The 15667-nt window shown below is 71.3% G+C and carries 12 protein-coding genes and 1 pseudogene; 10 read left to right on the top strand and 3 right to left on the bottom strand.

Going from position 1 to position 15667, the window contains the following annotated elements; all coding sequences use genetic code 11:
- Nucleotides 1-54 precede the first annotated feature (54 nt).
- Nucleotides 55-1035 carry a hypothetical protein gene (locus tag BLASA_RS07480; RefSeq protein ID WP_014375471.1) on the top strand — a complete coding sequence of 327 codons (981 nt, stop codon included), beginning with the start codon at nt 55-57 and terminating at the stop codon, nt 1033-1035.
- Between the two features lie 43 nt (nt 1036-1078).
- Complete coding sequence (locus BLASA_RS07475; protein ID WP_014375470.1) at nt 1079-3424, top strand: heavy metal translocating P-type ATPase; 2346 nt, start codon at nt 1079-1081, stop codon at nt 3422-3424.
- A 356-nt stretch (nt 3425-3780) separates the two neighbouring features.
- On the opposite strand, the gene BLASA_RS07470 is transcribed toward BLASA_RS07475, so the two are convergent.
- Both BLASA_RS07470 and BLASA_RS07465 read right to left on the bottom strand, forming a co-directional pair.
- Nucleotides 3781-4338 carry an NUDIX hydrolase gene (locus BLASA_RS07470; RefSeq protein WP_419761016.1) on the bottom strand — a complete coding sequence of 186 codons (558 nt, stop codon included), beginning with the start codon at nt 4336-4338 and terminating at the stop codon, nt 3781-3783.
- Between the two features lie 216 nt (nt 4339-4554).
- A complete protein-coding gene (locus BLASA_RS07465) occupies nt 4555-5622 on the bottom strand; it encodes an LLM class flavin-dependent oxidoreductase (protein WP_014375468.1) in 1068 nt (355 codons plus the stop codon).
- A 95-nt stretch (nt 5623-5717) separates the two neighbouring features.
- Between BLASA_RS07465 and BLASA_RS07460 the strand changes: the two genes are divergently transcribed.
- From BLASA_RS07460 to BLASA_RS07440, 6 genes and pseudogenes are all read left to right on the top strand, one after another.
- The gene (locus BLASA_RS07460; protein ID WP_014375467.1) at nt 5718-6308 is read left to right on the top strand and encodes a CGNR zinc finger domain-containing protein; all 591 of its coding nucleotides are present in this window, start codon (nt 5718-5720) and stop codon (nt 6306-6308) included.
- A gap of 127 nt (nt 6309-6435) precedes the next feature.
- Complete coding sequence (locus BLASA_RS07455) at nt 6436-7041, top strand: MBL fold metallo-hydrolase (protein WP_014375466.1); 606 nt, start codon at nt 6436-6438, stop codon at nt 7039-7041.
- 597 nt (nt 7042-7638) lie between these two features.
- Nucleotides 7639-7821 (top strand): annotated as a pseudogene (locus BLASA_RS26555) (rhodanese-like domain-containing protein); the annotation flags it as partial.
- 47 nt (nt 7822-7868) lie between these two features.
- Nucleotides 7869-8156: a YgaP family membrane protein gene (locus tag BLASA_RS25525; RefSeq protein WP_014375463.1), complete on the top strand. Its 288-nt coding sequence runs from the start codon at nt 7869-7871 to the stop codon at nt 8154-8156.
- Nucleotides 8157-8160: 4 nt separating this feature from the next.
- The gene (locus BLASA_RS07445; RefSeq protein WP_014375462.1) at nt 8161-9051 is read left to right on the top strand and encodes a sulfite exporter TauE/SafE family protein; all 891 of its coding nucleotides are present in this window, start codon (nt 8161-8163) and stop codon (nt 9049-9051) included.
- Nucleotides 9052-9158: 107 nt separating this feature from the next.
- Entirely contained in the window at nt 9159-9425 is a 267-nt protein-coding gene (locus tag BLASA_RS07440) for a metal-sensitive transcriptional regulator (RefSeq protein WP_014375461.1), read from the top strand.
- 381 nt (nt 9426-9806) lie between these two features.
- Here the strand turns inward: BLASA_RS07440 and BLASA_RS07435 are convergent, their stop codons facing one another.
- The gene (locus tag BLASA_RS07435) at nt 9807-11840 is read right to left on the bottom strand and encodes an NADH:flavin oxidoreductase (protein ID WP_014375460.1); all 2034 of its coding nucleotides are present in this window, start codon (nt 11838-11840) and stop codon (nt 9807-9809) included.
- Between the two features lie 165 nt (nt 11841-12005).
- Between BLASA_RS07435 and BLASA_RS07430 the strand changes: the two genes are divergently transcribed.
- A complete protein-coding gene (locus BLASA_RS07430; protein ID WP_014375459.1) occupies nt 12006-13586 on the top strand; it encodes an FCD domain-containing protein in 1581 nt (526 codons plus the stop codon).
- Nucleotides 13587-13789: 203 nt separating this feature from the next.
- Complete coding sequence (locus tag BLASA_RS07425; RefSeq protein ID WP_014375458.1) at nt 13790-15601, top strand: BCCT family transporter; 1812 nt, start codon at nt 13790-13792, stop codon at nt 15599-15601.
- Nucleotides 15602-15667: the final 66 nt, after the last annotated feature.

The following is a 15667-nucleotide window of genomic DNA, read 5'->3' as shown; positions in this document are numbered from 1 at the left end:
CCGACGCCGGCGCACTCGGAGCCGAACGGGCGCGACCCAAGAAGGGCAACCCGGATGAACACCCCCGCCAAGCTCGGCGCCTTCACGCTCGGCCTGGTCGCCGTCTTCGGCGCCACGGCCGGCCTCGGGAACGCCGTCGGCCCGGTCGGCCCCGATGCAGCCCACGACACCGCCACCCCCCACGACGCGGACACGGAGTCCCCCATGAGCACCACCCGCCAGCACACCGCCACGACCGGCGCACACCGACCGGGGGGCCTGCAGATCTCGGAGAACGGCTACACCCTCGACGTGGCCCGCCGGCTGCCGGCCGGCGCCGCCACCCCGGTGTCGTTCCGGATCCTCGGTCCCGACGGCCGGCCGGTGACCGCCTACGACACCGCCCACGACGAGGACCTGCACCTCATCGCGGTGCGCCGTGACCTGACCGGCTACCAGCACGTGCACCCCCAGCTCGCCGCCGACGGCACGTGGTCGATCTCGCTCGGCCTGACCGCCGGTGACTGGCGACTGTTCGCCGACTTCGACCCGGCCGGTGAGGACGCCGCGCTCGTCCTGGGTGCCGACGTCGCCGTCGCCGGCGACTACACCCCTCAGCCGCTGCCCGAGCCGTCGACCACGGCCGAGGTCGACGGGTACACCGTCACCCTCGCCGGCGCGATGGCCACCGGCCAGGAGTCGCAGCTGACCCTGTCGGTCAGCCGGGACGGGCCACTGGTCACCGACCTGCAGCCCTACCTCGGCGCCTACGGGCACCTGGTCGCCCTGCGCGACGGTGACCTGGCCTACCTGCACGTGCACCCGGCCGGTGAGCCCGGCGACGGCACCACCCCACCCGGTCCGGACATCACCTTCTACGCCACCGCGCCATCGGCCGGGACCTACCGGCTGTTCCTGGACTTCCAGCACCACGACGTCGTGCGCACCGCCGAGTTCACCGTCCGCGCCGGTGACACCGTCGCCGCAGCCACCAGCGGGGCTCCGACCTCCGGCGGCACGGGCGAGCACGGCGACGCCGGCCACGCCCACGACTGACATCCCCCTCCCCCACCTCGAGCACGATCGAAGGACGACGACGATGAGCTCCGCACCACCCGACACAGCCGGGAAGGCGACGGCCGGCGACAACAGCATCGAGCTGGCGATCGGCGGGATGACCTGCGCCTCGTGCGCCGCGCGTATCGAGAAAAAGCTGAACAAGCTCGACGGCGTCACCGCCACGGTCAACTACTCCACCGAGAAGGCGAAGGTCATCTTCTCCGGTGACGTCACCGCCGAGGACCTCATCTCGACGGTGGAGAGCACCGGCTACACCGCTGCCCTCCCCCGACCGAAGGCCTCGGCGGACGGCGACCAGGCGACCACACCGGCTGCCGAGGACCCGGTCAGCAGCCTCCGGCAGCGGACGCTGATCTCCGCGGTCCTCACCGTCCCGGTCATCGCGATGGCGATGATCCCCGCCCTCCAGTTCGACTACTGGCAGTGGCTCTCGCTCACCCTGGCCGCGCCGGTGGTCGTCTGGGGTGCGTGGCCGTTCCACAAGGCGGCCTGGACCAACCTGCGTCACGGCGCGTCCACGATGGACACCCTCGTCTCGATGGGCACCATCGCCGCGTTGGCCTGGTCGCTGTACGCGCTCTTCCTCGGCACCGCCGGGATGCCCGGCATGACGCATCCGTTCGAGCTGACCATCGCCCGCAGCGACGGGTCGGGGAACATCTACCTCGAAGCCGCCGCCGGAGTGACCACGTTCATCCTCGCCGGGCGCTACTTCGAGGCCCGCTCCAAGCGCCGCGCCGGCGCCGCCCTGCGTGCCCTGCTCGAACTGGGCGCGAAAGAGGTGTCGGTGCTGCGCGCCGGGACCGAGCAGCGCATCCCCACCGACCAGCTCGCCGCCGGTGACCTGTTCATCGTCCGCCCCGGCGAGAAGATCGCCACCGACGGCGTGATCACCGAGGGCTCCTCGGCAGTCGACACGTCGATGCTCACCGGCGAGTCCGTGCCGGTCGAGGTCGGACCCGGCGACACCGTGGTCGGTGCCACCGTCAACGCCGGCGGCCGGCTCGTCATCCGCGCCACCCGCATCGGTGCCGACACCCAGCTCGCCCAGATGGCCAGGCTGGTCGAGGACGCCCAGAACGGTAAGGCCGAGGTCCAGCGCCTCGCCGACCGCGTCTCGGGCATCTTCGTCCCGGTGGTCATCGCCCTGGCCGTCGGCACCCTCGGCTTCTGGCTGGGCACCGGTGGCGGGCTGGCCGCCGCGTTCACCGCCGCGGTCGCCGTTCTGATCATCGCCTGCCCCTGCGCCCTCGGGCTGGCCACGCCGACCGCGCTCATGGTCGGCACCGGCCGCGGCGCCCAGCTGGGCATCCTGATCAAGGGCCCCGAGGTCCTCGAGAACACCCGCAAGGTCGACACCGTCGTCCTCGACAAGACCGGCACCGTCACCACCGGCCGGATGACCCTGATCGATGTCGTCGTCGCGCCGGGTGAGGACCGCGAGCAGGTGCTACGGCTGGCCGGCGCGCTGGAGGACGCCTCGGAGCACCCGATCGCCCAGGCCATCGCCAAGGGCGCCACTGAGCAGGTCGGCGATCTGCCGCCGGTCGAGGGCTTCGCCAACATCCAGGGCCTCGGAGTGCAAGGCGTCGTCGACGGGCACGCCGTGCTCGTCGGGCGCGCCCGGCTGCTGGCCGACTGGTCGATGCACCTGGGCATCGACCTGGAGCGGGCCATGGCCGCGGCCGAGACCGAGGGCAAGACCGCGGTCGCGGTCGGCTGGGACGGCGCCGCGCGCGGCGTCCTCGTGGTCGCCGATGCCATCAAGGAAACGTCCGCCGAGGCCATCCGACAGCTGCGCGGCCTGGGTCTCACGCCAGTGCTGCTGACCGGCGACAACGCGGCCGTGGCCCGTTCGGTGGCCGGTCAGGTGGGCATCGACGAGGTGATCGCCGAGGTGCTTCCCGCCGACAAGGTGGACGTCGTCAAGCGACTGCAAGGCGAGGGCAAGGTCGTGGCGATGGTCGGCGACGGCGTCAACGACGCCGCTGCACTCGCCCAGGCCGACCTCGGCCTGGCCATGGGCACCGGCACCGACGTGGCCATCGAGGCGAGCGACCTCACCCTGGTCCGTGGTGACCTGCGGGCCGCCGCCGACGCCATCCGGCTGTCCCGCAGGACGCTGGGCACCATCAAGGGCAACCTGTTCTGGGCCTTCGGCTACAACGTGGCCGCCTTGCCGCTGGCCGCCGCGGGCCTGCTCAACCCGATGATCGCCGGCGCAGCGATGGCGTTCTCCTCGGTATTCGTCGTGGCCAACAGCCTGCGGCTGCGACGCTTCACGGCGTTCACCGCCGATCGGGCCGACGGCGGTCCCACCAGCGCCGAGCCGGTCACCGGCGCCCTCACGAGGGCCACGCGCTGACCGCCGAGCCCCGCTCCATCACCACCGGTGATGGAGCGGGGCTCGGTCGCCGCGCCGCCGTAATCGGCGTTCGGATCAGCGGCGAATGAGTCTGGCCAGCCAGCCGCCGGTGCGTTCCGCGCGTGGATGACCCGGGCAACGCCGGGTCGAAGGCACGCCTGCCATCACCTGGTCGACGTGCTGACCGCAGCCCGTCCAGGTCGTCTTCCCGCAGGTCTTGCAGGCAAGAGCTCGACACATGGGTCCTCCTCGTCAGTTCCGCCGGGCGGCGGCGTTGGTGTGGTGTCTCTCGTGGCAGGCGTGGAGCGCAGAGCTGGTCGGCAGCCGGACGGCGGCCGATCAGGTCGGTACGGGGCTCACTGCATGGCCGGCACCCCGCCTGCGCGGGAGCTCGTCCCTGGTGCCACCCGGTGCAGACGGGACCTGTTCCAGGGGCGGCTCCAGTGCAGCTCGTCGAGCAGCCAGTCCAGGACGTTCGCGGTGAAGCCCCAGATGCACGAGCCGTCCAGCAGGAACCCAGGTCCGGTCCAGCTCTCGCCGTCGGTGATGGTGGTGCGGTGCTCCGGGTCGGCGAGGTGTCCCCTGGGCACCCAGTGGGTCGAATGCGTCTCCCGGTCGAACCATCGACCCTGCTGATGATCGCGAGCCCCGTCCCCGGCCCAGGCGAGCACCGGGGTGACGACATTGCCGCTCGCCTCCAACGCCAAGGCTGGCAGGACACCCAGGACCTGCCGGGGTTCGACGAGCAGCCCCGTCTCCTCGTGGCATTCCCTGATCGCGGCCGCGACCGGGGTCTCGCCCGCTTCGATGCCGCCGCCGGGGAAGGCGAACTCGCCGGGGTGGTGGCGCATCGTCCAGGCACGCCGCAGCAGCAGGAAGGCGACGTCGTCGGTGACCGGTCTGGCCACAACCATCACCGCACTCGCTCGGAATGCGTGCCGAGGCGTGGCGCGCGGCAGCCCGGCCCAGCCCCACGGACGCGTCCCACCCCGTCGGACCAGATCGGCCAACTGCTCGCCCGCCTTGCTCGCCCACACGGGCCCCTCCGCTCCCCCGGTCAGCACGTCGCGGTGGTCTGCGCGCCCTGAGCAGCCCTCACCGACACGAGCGGTGCCACGCATGCCCGAACCTCAGCGCGCGGGGAGCTCGTAGTGGTCGGCGATCACCTCGAGCGTCCGCGCCTGCGCGCGACGAGAGTGCCCCATGACCACGAGCATCACCTCGTCCACCTCGGCCTGGGCGTGGAGTCGCTCGAGAGCTGTCGCCACCTCTGGCCCGGTGCCGTTGAGGAACCGGCGGGTGTACATCTCGAGGACCTCTTGCTCCTGCGCAGTCGCCACGTATCCCTCGACCTCCTCGGGAGGGAGCAGGCTGTAGGGCTTGCGCTGGAACATCCGCAGCATGGCCATGGCCGATGACGCCGCCTGGCGTCGGGCTTCGGCCGGATCGTCGTCCGCCACGACGCCGACGCTGAGGAGCACGTACGGCTCGGACAGGACGGCGGACGGCTGGAAGCTCTCCCGGTACAGCCGCATGGCCGAGACCACGTCCGCGTCGCCGAACTGCAGGGCGAAGGCGTACGGGCGGCCGAGCTGGCCCGCCAGGCGGGCAGAGTACGGCGACGATCCCAGGACCCAGACGTCCGGCGCCGTCGTCGAGCGAGGCACGCGGTTCTGGTCGGCCTGCCACGGTCCCGGGACCGCGTGGACGTTGCGGTAGGGGTGGTCGTCCGGGAACTCCTCACCGAGGAACCCGAGCAGTTCCAGCACCTGCTGCGGGAAGTCGTCATTGGCGCCGTGGTGCCGGCGGAGTGCCATGGCGGTGGGCAGGTCGGTCCCGGGTGCACGACCCAGCCCCAGATCGATCCGCCCGGGCGCCAGGGCGTCCAGCATGCCGAACTGCTCGGCGATGACCAGCGGCGCATGATTGGGCAGCATCACTCCGCCTGCACCGAGCCGGATGCGGTCCGTCTCGCCGGTCAACCGCGCCACCATCAACTGAGGCGACGACGTCGCCGCGGCCGGCATCGCGTGGTGCTCCGACATCCAGAACCGTTCGTACCCCCGCCGCTCTGCCAGCTGGGCCAGCGCGATGATCTCCCCGAAGGCTTCCTCGACGGTCTGCCCGACTGCGGTGTGTGCGTTGTCCAGCACCGACAAGACGAACGGAGCAGTGCCCGACGGGCGTGCGGGGATCATGGAACTCCTGGCTCTCATGGGAAACAGCGCGGTTTCGCGTGATTCCGACGCTACCAGGCTGCTCATGGAGAACGTGCACTGTTACCGTGAGGGAGATGGCGATCACTCCACTCCCACCGGCGCCAGGCGCAGACGAGCACGTCAGCCTGTCGCTGATCAACAGCATCGTCACCCTCCCCAGCGGGCAGCAGGCGGACGAACTGGGCAGCCCCGAGCAGGCCACCCGCTGGCTCATCAGCCACGGCCTCGTCCCGGAGCACACGTCGCTCCTCGCGTACTGCCAGAACCAGCTCACCGGCCTGCGGGGTCACCTGCGCTCCCTCTTCGCGGCCCACGTGGCCGGCACCACACCCCCGCAGCACGCCTTGGACGCGGTCAACCGGACCCTCACGAAGGTGCCGAGCGCGCCCTTGCTCCGCTACCACCCGACCACGGGACTGTGGCGGGAACCGGAGCATCCCGTGACCCAGCTCGTCGAGCACGCGATGGCCCAGGTCGCCGAGGACGCCGCCGGCCTGCTCACGAGCAGCACGTCCGCCCAGATCGCGCGCTGCGACGCGCCTCCGTGCAATCGATTTCTGCTGCGCACACATGCACGCCGGCACTGGTGCTCCACCCGATGCGGGGACCGCGTCCGTGCAGCCCGGTCCTATGCGCGCAGGCAGATTGGGGCCCCTGCGTCCTGACCGGGACGACGGCCGGCGGCGGCAACCGAGCGACGGACCCGCCGACCGGCTGGATGGATGGCCCGCGGCCCGGCGCAGCCACTGCGATCGAGTAGTGCCACCGAGTGGACGCGAGCAGGATGACCGGATGACGACCGACTCATCTCGACCTCCGTCGACCTCCGCCGAGGTGCACGTGCTGACCGACGGGTACGCGGACATGAGCCCGACCCCCTGGTCGGTGGCCTCGACCGTCACCTACGTCCGGGACGGCGACACCCACCTGATCGTCGACCCCGGCCTGGTCCGCGGCCGCAGTTCCATCCTGGACCCCTTGCGGGACCTCGGCGTGGCACCCGAGGACATCACCGACATCGTCTTCTCCCACCACCACCCCGACCACACCGTCAACGCGGCACTGTTCCCGCGGGCCCGCATGCACGACCACATGGCGATCTATCGCGACGACACGTGGCTGTCCCGGCCCGCCGAGGGGTTCGAGATCTCGGGTTCGATCCGACTGATCGAGACCCCCGGGCACACGCCGCAGGACATCACCACGCTCGTCGACACGGCCGAGGGAACGGTGGCGCTCACGCACCTGTGGTGGTTCCAGGCGGGCCCGCCGGAGGACCCGTTGGCCACGGACGGCGCCGCCCTCCGAGCCGGTAGGGAGCGGGTGCTGGACATCGCCACGCTGATCATCCCCGGTCACGGCGCGTCCTTCGTGCCGGACGCCAGCACCCCGCGCTGACCTAGCGACGACGCGCCGCGGCCCCGCGGACAACGGCGGGGCGGCGCACCCTTCGCCGACCTTGGGCATGAGCTCGATCGAGTTCCCCTGGACGGACACTCTCTGCCGATTCGCCGTCGCGCCATGCGGGCTGAAACCGCTGTCGAGGTCATTCGGGCAGCCCGCGGCGGCGGTCGCCCAGCACCCGTCTGACCGAGGCCCCCTGGTCGGCCGGCAACGGGTCCTCCTTCGGCAGGGCGCGGCTCGCGTCCTCCCGCGTCCGGACCGCCTCCTCAACCGGGAGTCGATTCCCGCCCGAAGGCCGTCGCGCGGCTCGTCAGGACGTCCCTCTGCGGCGCGGCGGTGGTCAGCCGCGGCGCTCGGACTCCGACCACGCTCCGCACCCCGTCGGCCGACGTGTCGGCCATGCCTCGATCGGTCCGCGCGCGACTCCCGGCTCCGAGCACGGCCGGATGCTCGTGCGTGCCGGCGTGTCGGCGTGCCAGACGTCAGCGCGTTGACGTCGGCGCGCCGATGGCGGCGCGCGCCACGTCCTTGGCCGCGCGGACCAGGACGGCGTCGACGTGGACGCCTCCCCGTGCGCCCGCCGCCCGGGACATGGGAGCAGAGCTGATCGACGTCCGCACGCCGGTGGAGTTCGACGCCGCGCACGTTCCCGGGGCGGTCAACATCCCGCTGGACGAGCTCCGCGGTCAGCTGGACGAGCTGCACGGCATGCTGCACTACTCCGACGTCGTCCTGGTCTGCCGCTCCGGCGCCCGCGCCGGACAGGCGCAGCAGGCCCTCAGGCGGCCGGCCTGGCCGACAGCACTGTGCTGTCCGGCGGCATGGTCGACGGGGAGAAGACCGGGGGCGCGCTCAACCGCGGCCGACAGGTGTGGGACCTCGAGCGTCAGGTCCGTTTCGCCGCCGGCTCGCTGGTCCTCACCGGCATCCTCGGCAGCCTCGTCGCGCCCCGGGCGAAGTGGCTGTCCGGCCTCGTCGGCGGCGGCCTCGTGTTCGCCGCGGCGACCAACACCTGCGCGATGGGGATGGCCCTCGCCAGGATGCCATGGAATCGCCGCGGCACCGCATCCGCTGCCTGCTCGATCGACCGACCGTTCCTGAAGCGGTGAGCCGGTGCTGATCACGCTCACCGTCGCCCTCGCCGCGGTCGTCGGGGTCACCCTCGGGCTGCTCGGGGGCGGCGGGTCGATCCTGATGGTGCCGCTGCTGGTCTACGTGGTCGGCATGGGCGCCGAGGAAGCGATCGCAGCCTCGCTCGTGGTGGTCGGCGTGACCTCCGCGGTGAGCGTGCTCGGCCACGCCCGCGCCGGCCGCGTCCGGTGGCGCACCGGTCTGCTGTTCGGCGCCGCCGGCATGGCCGGCGCGCTGGCCGGCGGGCTCGTCGGCGGGCTCGTCGGCGGGCACCTGCCCGGGCAGCTGCTGATGATCGCGTTCGCCCTCATGATGGTCGCCACCGCCGTCGCCATGCTGCGCGGCCGCAAGAACAGGGACGCCACGGAGGCGCACGCCGAGCTGCCCCTGGGCCGGGTCCTTCTCGACGGCGTCGTCGCCGGCCTGGTCACCGGCCTGGTCGGTGCGGGCGGCGGCTTCCTGGTCGCCTCGGCGCTGGCGCTGCTCGGCGGGCTGCCGATGGGCGTGGCCGTGGGCACCTCGCTGCTGGTCATCGCCATGAAGTCGTTCGCCGGCCTCACCGGCTACCTGGCCACCGTGTCGCTCGACTGGCCGCTGGTCGGGGCGGTCACCGTCGCCGCCGTCATCGGCAGCCTGCTCGGGGCGCGGCTGATCGACCGCATCCCGGCCGATGCCCTGCGGCGGTCCTTCGGCTGGTTCGTCCTGGCCATGGGCGTGTTCGTGCTCGTCCAGGAGGCCCCCGACGGCGCGCGACTCCCGGCACTGGTCGCAGTGCTCGGCGTGGCCGGAGCGATTGGGACCTGCACGGCTTTCGTGCCCCGCTGCCCGCTCCGCCACGCCGGGATCGTCGGCCCCCGTGCCGCCGGGGCCTGACCCAGGCTGCCCCGAGGTACGTCCGGGAATGCCCAGGCACCGCGCGGCGCTCGATGACGCAGTACCCGCCGGGGTATGACGCCCGGCGGCGGGAGAGGATGAGGGACATGCGGCTCGAGAACACCGAAGTCGTCGGCGACGTCATCAGGCGGCTCCGGCGCGCCGAGGGACAGCTCGCGGGTGTGATCCGCATGCTCGAAGCGGGGCGGGACTGCGAGGACGTCGTCACGCAGGTGGCCGCCGTCTCCCGGGCGCTCGACAAGGCCGGGTTCGCCATCATCGCCACCGGCCTCGAGCAGTGCATCACCGCCGGCGAGAACGGCGACGCCCTCGACCGCGCTCGGCTCGAGAAGCTGTCCCTCTCCCTCGCCTGACCACCGGCCCCTGCGGCCCACCCGGTACCCCCCGCGCGGGCCGGCGTCGTCTCAGCGGCCGACGGTCCACGAGCCGATCGACGAACTCGTGCAGGACACTGCGGTGGAGGGTGCGTCGGTACTCCATGCGCAGCACCGCCCGGGGCGCCGCCCGACGACGGTCAGCGACCCACGGCTGGTTGGTGCGACGAGGTCCCGCCGTCTCGCCGTCGGTATCCCTGCCCCCATCCCGCCGGGAATCGCTCCGACGCGACACGACAGCCTCCGCAGCCGACCTGCGGCGTTGCCCCGCATGCCGTCCTCTGCATGATCTCGACCTGTGTTCTGGGGTAACGGCATCTCCCCGTCGCGCTACCGGGCCAGCACTCGCCGCGCCGACGGTCAGATCGCACTGCAGAGGCGGAAGGAGTCCAGCACGGCGGCGTGGATGTTACGGCTGCTCACCGCGTCGCCCACGCGATACAGGCGGAACCGTCCGTCTTGGTTGTGGATCGGCGACTGAGGCGACAGCGTCACGAGCTCCCTGGTGTCGATCTCGCCGCTGTTGATCGACGCGTCCACAAGTGCGTCGTAGAGGTCGGTCACAGGTAGCGTTCCGTGCTCGATGACGATCGTGTCGGCGTACCGCTCGATCGCGCGGCGGGCGCCGTCCACGGCGAACGTCGCCTTGAGTCGTCCGTCGGATCTCTCGACACGGATCAGACGATGAGCAGGCGTCATGGTCACGTCGTGCTCGGCCAGCATCTGCAGGTACCCGGCCATCGTCAGCGCACCGACGTCGGGTGAGATGGTCCGCTCGGGCGTGATCAGCCCGACCGATGCCGCGGCCGGCGCCAGGATCTCGATGGCGTCGAGTGCCTGGTGGCCGCCGTGGTCGTCGTAGACCAGCACGTCGCCGGTGGGCTTGACCGCTCCGGACATGACGTCCCAGGTGTCGATCGCCAGGTGGCTGCCCTCGGCGACGTCCACGTCCGGCAGGCCACCGGTGGCGACGACGATGACGCGGAAGTCCCCGTGGGTCAGTTCGTCCGGTTCGACGAAGTGGTTGAGCTCGAGGTCGACACCGAGCCGTTTGCACTCGGCGATCCGCCAGTCCACGATCCCGACCAGGTCACGTCGCCGCGGGGACTTCGCCGCGAGGGCGATCTGGCCGCCCAGACTCGGATTCGCCTCTAAGAGGACGACCTCGTGCCCGCGTTCGGCGAGGGTCCGAGCGGCCTCCAGCCCTGCGGGTCCCCCGCCGACGACGGCGACCTTCTTCGGCTCGGCCGCCTTGCGGACCGTCTGCGGGAGGCGCAGTTCCCGGCCGGTCGCCGGATTGTGGACGCAGTAGGCGGCCCCGGAGCTGTAGATGCTGTCGATGCACATGTTCGCGCCGACACAGGGGCGGATCCGGTCGGTCTGCCGTGCGGCGACCTTGTTCGGCAGATGCGGGTCCGCCATCAACGCCCGGGTCATCCCGACCAGGTCGACGAGGCCCTCCGTGATCGCGTACCGCGCGGTGGCCACATCCCCGATCTTGGCCGCGTGCATGACCGGTACGTCGACGTTCTCCTTCACCCAGCCGGTGAACGCGAGGTGTGGTGCTGCCGGCGTGCCCATCGGCGGGATCATCCGCGCCAGGCCGGCGTCGGTATCCATAAAACCCTTGATCACGCTGAAGAAGTCGATGCCTGCGGCGGTCAGCGCGTGCGCGATCCGCAGGGCTTCGTCGGTCCGCAGACCGTCGCTGCGGCCCTCATCGAAGGTCATGCGGACGCCGACGACGAACTCCTCGCCGACGGCGGCGCGGATGGCACGGACCACCTGGAGCGGGAAGCGCATGCGGTTCTCGAACGATCCGCCGTACTCGTCGTCGCGACGGTTCCGGACCGGCGTCCAGAAGGCGTCCAGCAGGTGCCCGTACGCCATGAGCTCGATGCCGTCCAGTCCTCCTTCCTGGCATCGCACGGCCGTGTCGGCGAAATCGCGGACGATGCGCTCGAGGTCCCACCTGTCCGCCGGCCGCGTGAACGCCCGGTGCGCCGATTCGCGCAGAGCACTGACGGACAGAGCCGGCAGCCAGTCGTCGGTGTAGTTGCTGGTCCGGTGACCGAGATGGGTCAGCTGGGTCATGACGGCAGCCCCGTGCCCGTGCACCTCGTCCGTGAGGCGACGGAGCAGCGGGACCGCTTCGTCCTTGAACAGCTGGAGGTTGCCGAAGGCAGGTGCGCTCTCCGGGCTGACGATGGCGCTGCCACCGATCATGGTCAGTCCGACCCCACCTCGCGCTTTCTCGACGTGGTAGGCCCGGTACCGGTCCCCCGGCAGCCCGTCCTCGCTGTACGCGGGTTCGTGAGAGGTGCTGACGATCCGGTTGCGAAGCGTGATGTTCTTCAGCGTGAACGGACTCATCAGCGGGTCAGCGGACTGCATGGGTGCCTCCATGAGCAGCGGCGGCCGGTGGCGTCTTCACGGCCTTCCTCGGTCCCGTCCCGACGAAGAGTGCAGCGGCGGCCGGTGGTCCGGTAGTACCGTGCCCGGACTCACACCGCGTTCGAGTCGATGAGTCGGACTGTGCACCCACGTGCGAGGAGCCAGGTGAGCGATCCCCAGCTCGAGGACCTGTCGCGAGACGCCGACGAGGCGGTACGTCTGCGGGCACGACTGGTGCGGGACGTGTTGTCACTCGGGCCCACGCGCGCCGCCAGGGAACACGGCGTCACCCGGCAGACCGCCGCCAAGTGGGCTCAGCGCTACCGCACCGGCGGCGCGGCGCAGCTGAGCCGGCCCGCTCACCGCCGCCGGTCGACGCAGGAGCTGAGGCGGGCCGCTCTCACCGCGCCGCTCTGGATGCCCACCACCAAGTGGTCCAGTCGCTCGATCGCGGAGGCCCTGGGCGTCAGCCAGTCCTTCGTGGCACGCGCATGGGAGGAGATGCGGTCCGGCACCCCGCTCGGCGACGACCTGACCGCCGCGATGATCGGGCGGCAGCCGGCGATCCTCGGCCTCCTGGTGACGTCGGAGGCCGCCGTCGTGGCCTTCCAGCTCACACCCGTCACGCGGCAGGAGACCCCTGACCCGCCGACACGGGGCGACCCGGCGGTGCACCGGTCACTGCGCACTCTCCTCGCCGCCGATCTCGTCCGCCCGGAGCTTCCGGCGACTCCCGCCGCCGCCCCCCGGGCGTTCTGGGAGGAGGTGAGGAATGCGGCGGACCCCGACGCAACCGTGATGGCTCTCGCCTCCGACGCGGCTCCCGTACCGGCCGAGGTGTCGGTTGGCGGGGTGTGCCGGGACGCCCACGAGTGGCTGTCCCTCTTCCCTTTCCTGCTCGATCGGGGGCCGCTACTCTCTCCCGCCGCGGCACTGCAGCTGGAGGCCGGGCTGCGCACGTGGGCGCGCACGCCCCGCCACGCGTTCACATGGGTGCGTCCCCCCACGCCGGCCGGAAGCAGCCGCGGCCCCGCGATGCGAGCCGCGGTCCGTCACCTGGGGCCGGAACGAGCTCTCGCCGACGAGGTCGTCCTGACGATCCGGCAGGGCATCGCGGAAGGTCGGCTCGCCGGTGGAGACCGCGTCACCGAGAGGTACCTGTCGGGTCGGCTGCGGACGACGCGAGCCCAGGTGAGGACGGCAATGCGGCTCCTGGAGCGGGACGGGCTGCTCACGATCACGACGGGGCACGCGGCGGTGGTCCCCGTCCTGACGACGAACGACGTCGTCGAGACGTACGCCGCGCGGCGCGCGCTGGGAGCCCTGGTGATCCGGGCCGCCGTCCGGTGGTCCCCACAGAAGCGGCAGTCGGTCGCGGAGTCGCTGGACGCGCTGGAGCGGTGCGCCGTCACCGGAAACGTGCACCGGACCGGCGACGCGGACATCGCGTTCCAGGACGCCCTCGCCCACGCCTCCGGGCTGGTGCGCATCGCGCCCATGCTGGAGGTCCTGGCCGACCACCTGCGCATGTTCATCGCCGTGATGGGGCTCGATTACGCCTATCCGATCGATGCCATGGTGCGTGACGACCGCGCCCTCTTCGAGGCCATCGACTCCGGGGACGCCGACGCAGCGGTGCACCGGTGGCGCATCAAGATCGACGACGCCGCCGCGTACATGCTCGGACAGCTCCCTGCCCCCGGGCCCCGGCCGACCGGGGGAAAGCTGCCCGGTTCGCGGACCTGAGGCCGGGGACCGACGCCTCCCCGCAGACGCTGGCCGGATCGCCCGGTCGGAGGACGGAATCCCGTCAGGGCGGCTCGTCCGATCGACCGGCGCGCCGGAACGCGGCGTCACCGTACGGCTCCGCAAGTGGCCGTTGACAGTGGTCCAGATCACACTGTTTCGTGTGGCGATACCGAAGCGCTGTGCGCAACGAGAGGTGTGCCATGAGCCCCGAAGATCCCCAGCCCGAGCCCCCCGCCGGTGCTGGTGACCACCGACTGTCTCCCGGAAGCGCCGACGGTGACGTGGCGGTCGAGGAGACGTTCGTGGTCACCCGGCGCTTCGTCCACGCCGCACCCAATGACGACCGGACGCATCCGCGGGCCGCCGACGTGGACCGGCCGGTCGACAGAACCGTCTTCATCGCCGGGATGGCCCTCACCCTGGCCTTCGTGCTCTGGGGCGTCATCTCGCCCACCTCGCTGGCCGCGACGGCGTCGGCGGTCCTGGACCGGATGATCGACGCCACCGGCTGGGTGTACGTGGCCGTCACCGCCGGTTTCGTGCTGCTGATGCTCATGCTCGCGCTCTCGCGGTACGGGCGGATCCGGCTCGGTCGCGACGACGAACGGCCCGAGTTCAGCACCTTCTCGTGGATCTCCATGATGTTCGCCACCGGGATGGGGATCGGGCTTATCTTCTGGGGCGTCGCCGAGCCGCTGTCCCACCTGCTCACGCCGCCGATGGACATGGCCGAACCCGGGACCCCCGAGTCCGCGGAGCTCGGTCTCGAGTACACGATCTTCCACTGGGGACTGCACCCGTGGGCGCTCTACGGCGTCGTCGGCCTCGCCCTGGCCTACGCGACGTTCCGGAAGGGCCTGCCCAACCTGCTCAGCTCTATCGTGTTCCCGCGGAAGGACCCGTCGCACCCCGCCCGCCGGGCCGTCGACATCTTCGGACTCTTCATCACCACCTTCGGAGCCGCCACGTCGCTCGGTCTCGGTGCGATCCAGATCAACAGCGGGCTGACACGGGTGTTCGACGCACCCACCAGCAACACCGTCTCCATCGTGGTCATCGTCGTGCTGACCGCGCTCTTCGTGCTCTCGGCGGTCAGCGGGACGGAGCGGGGCGTCAAATGGATGGCCAACATCAACGCCGGGTTGGCCGTCGGCTTGCTGATTTTCGTCTTCGCCTTCGGACCCACGATCTTCCTGCTGAACACGTTGGTCGAGTCCTTCGGCGGCTACCTGGCTCAGGTCGTGCCCATGTCGTTCCGCACGGGCGCGTCCGGCGGCGGCGAATGGCTGGCCGGCTGGACGATCTTCTACTGGGCGTGGTGGCTGTCGTGGGCGCCGTTCGTGGGCACCTTCATGGCGCGGATCTCGCGAGGTCGGACCATCCGCGAGTTCGTGATCTGCGTGTTGATCGTGCCGACACTCGTCAGCACCGTGTGGTTCGTCGTGATGGGTGGCACCGCCATCCGGTTCGAGCTCACCGGAGTCACCGACATGGCTGCGTCGCTGAGCAGTGGCGTGGAGAACACGCTCTTCACGATGCTCGATGCGATGCCGCTCTCGACGGTGGTCGCGGTGCTGGTGGTCGTCCTGATCATGCTCTTCTACGTCGCCGGAGCGGACGCCGCGTCCCTCGTGCTCGGCATGCTCTCGCAGGGCGGATCGCTCCACCCCCGGACCTGGCTGGTCGTCACCTGGGGATCGATGATCGGCGCGGTCGCGATCGCCCTGCTGCTCGCCGGAGGCCTGGACGCGATCCAGACCACCGTGATCGTGTTCGGGGTGCCGTTCCTGGTCGTCATGCTCGGCGTCTGCTACAGCCTGGTCAAGCAGCTGCGCGACGAGCCGGTGGTGACCACCGTTCCGCCGGGGGTGCGCACCGTGATCGCCGAGATGCGACCGAACACCGTCCAGGAGCTGCCGGCGAACGTCGTCCAGCAACCGGCCCCGGACGGTGCAGGCAACGGCGTGGCCGCTGACGCCCGCCAGTCGAAGCAGCCTCAGCCGTCCAGCTGATCCGAGACCTCCGCCGGTGCGCGTCGAGGGGCAACGTCCCGGCTGGACGGTGCCCCTCGACGTCGC

Origin of the sequence: Blastococcus saxobsidens DD2 (genome assembly GCF_000284015.1) — a bacterium.
In the GTDB taxonomy this organism is placed as follows: Bacteria; Actinomycetota; Actinomycetes; order Mycobacteriales; family Geodermatophilaceae; genus Blastococcus; species Blastococcus saxobsidens_A.
This window is presented reverse-complemented; position numbering and strand designations above follow the sequence as displayed.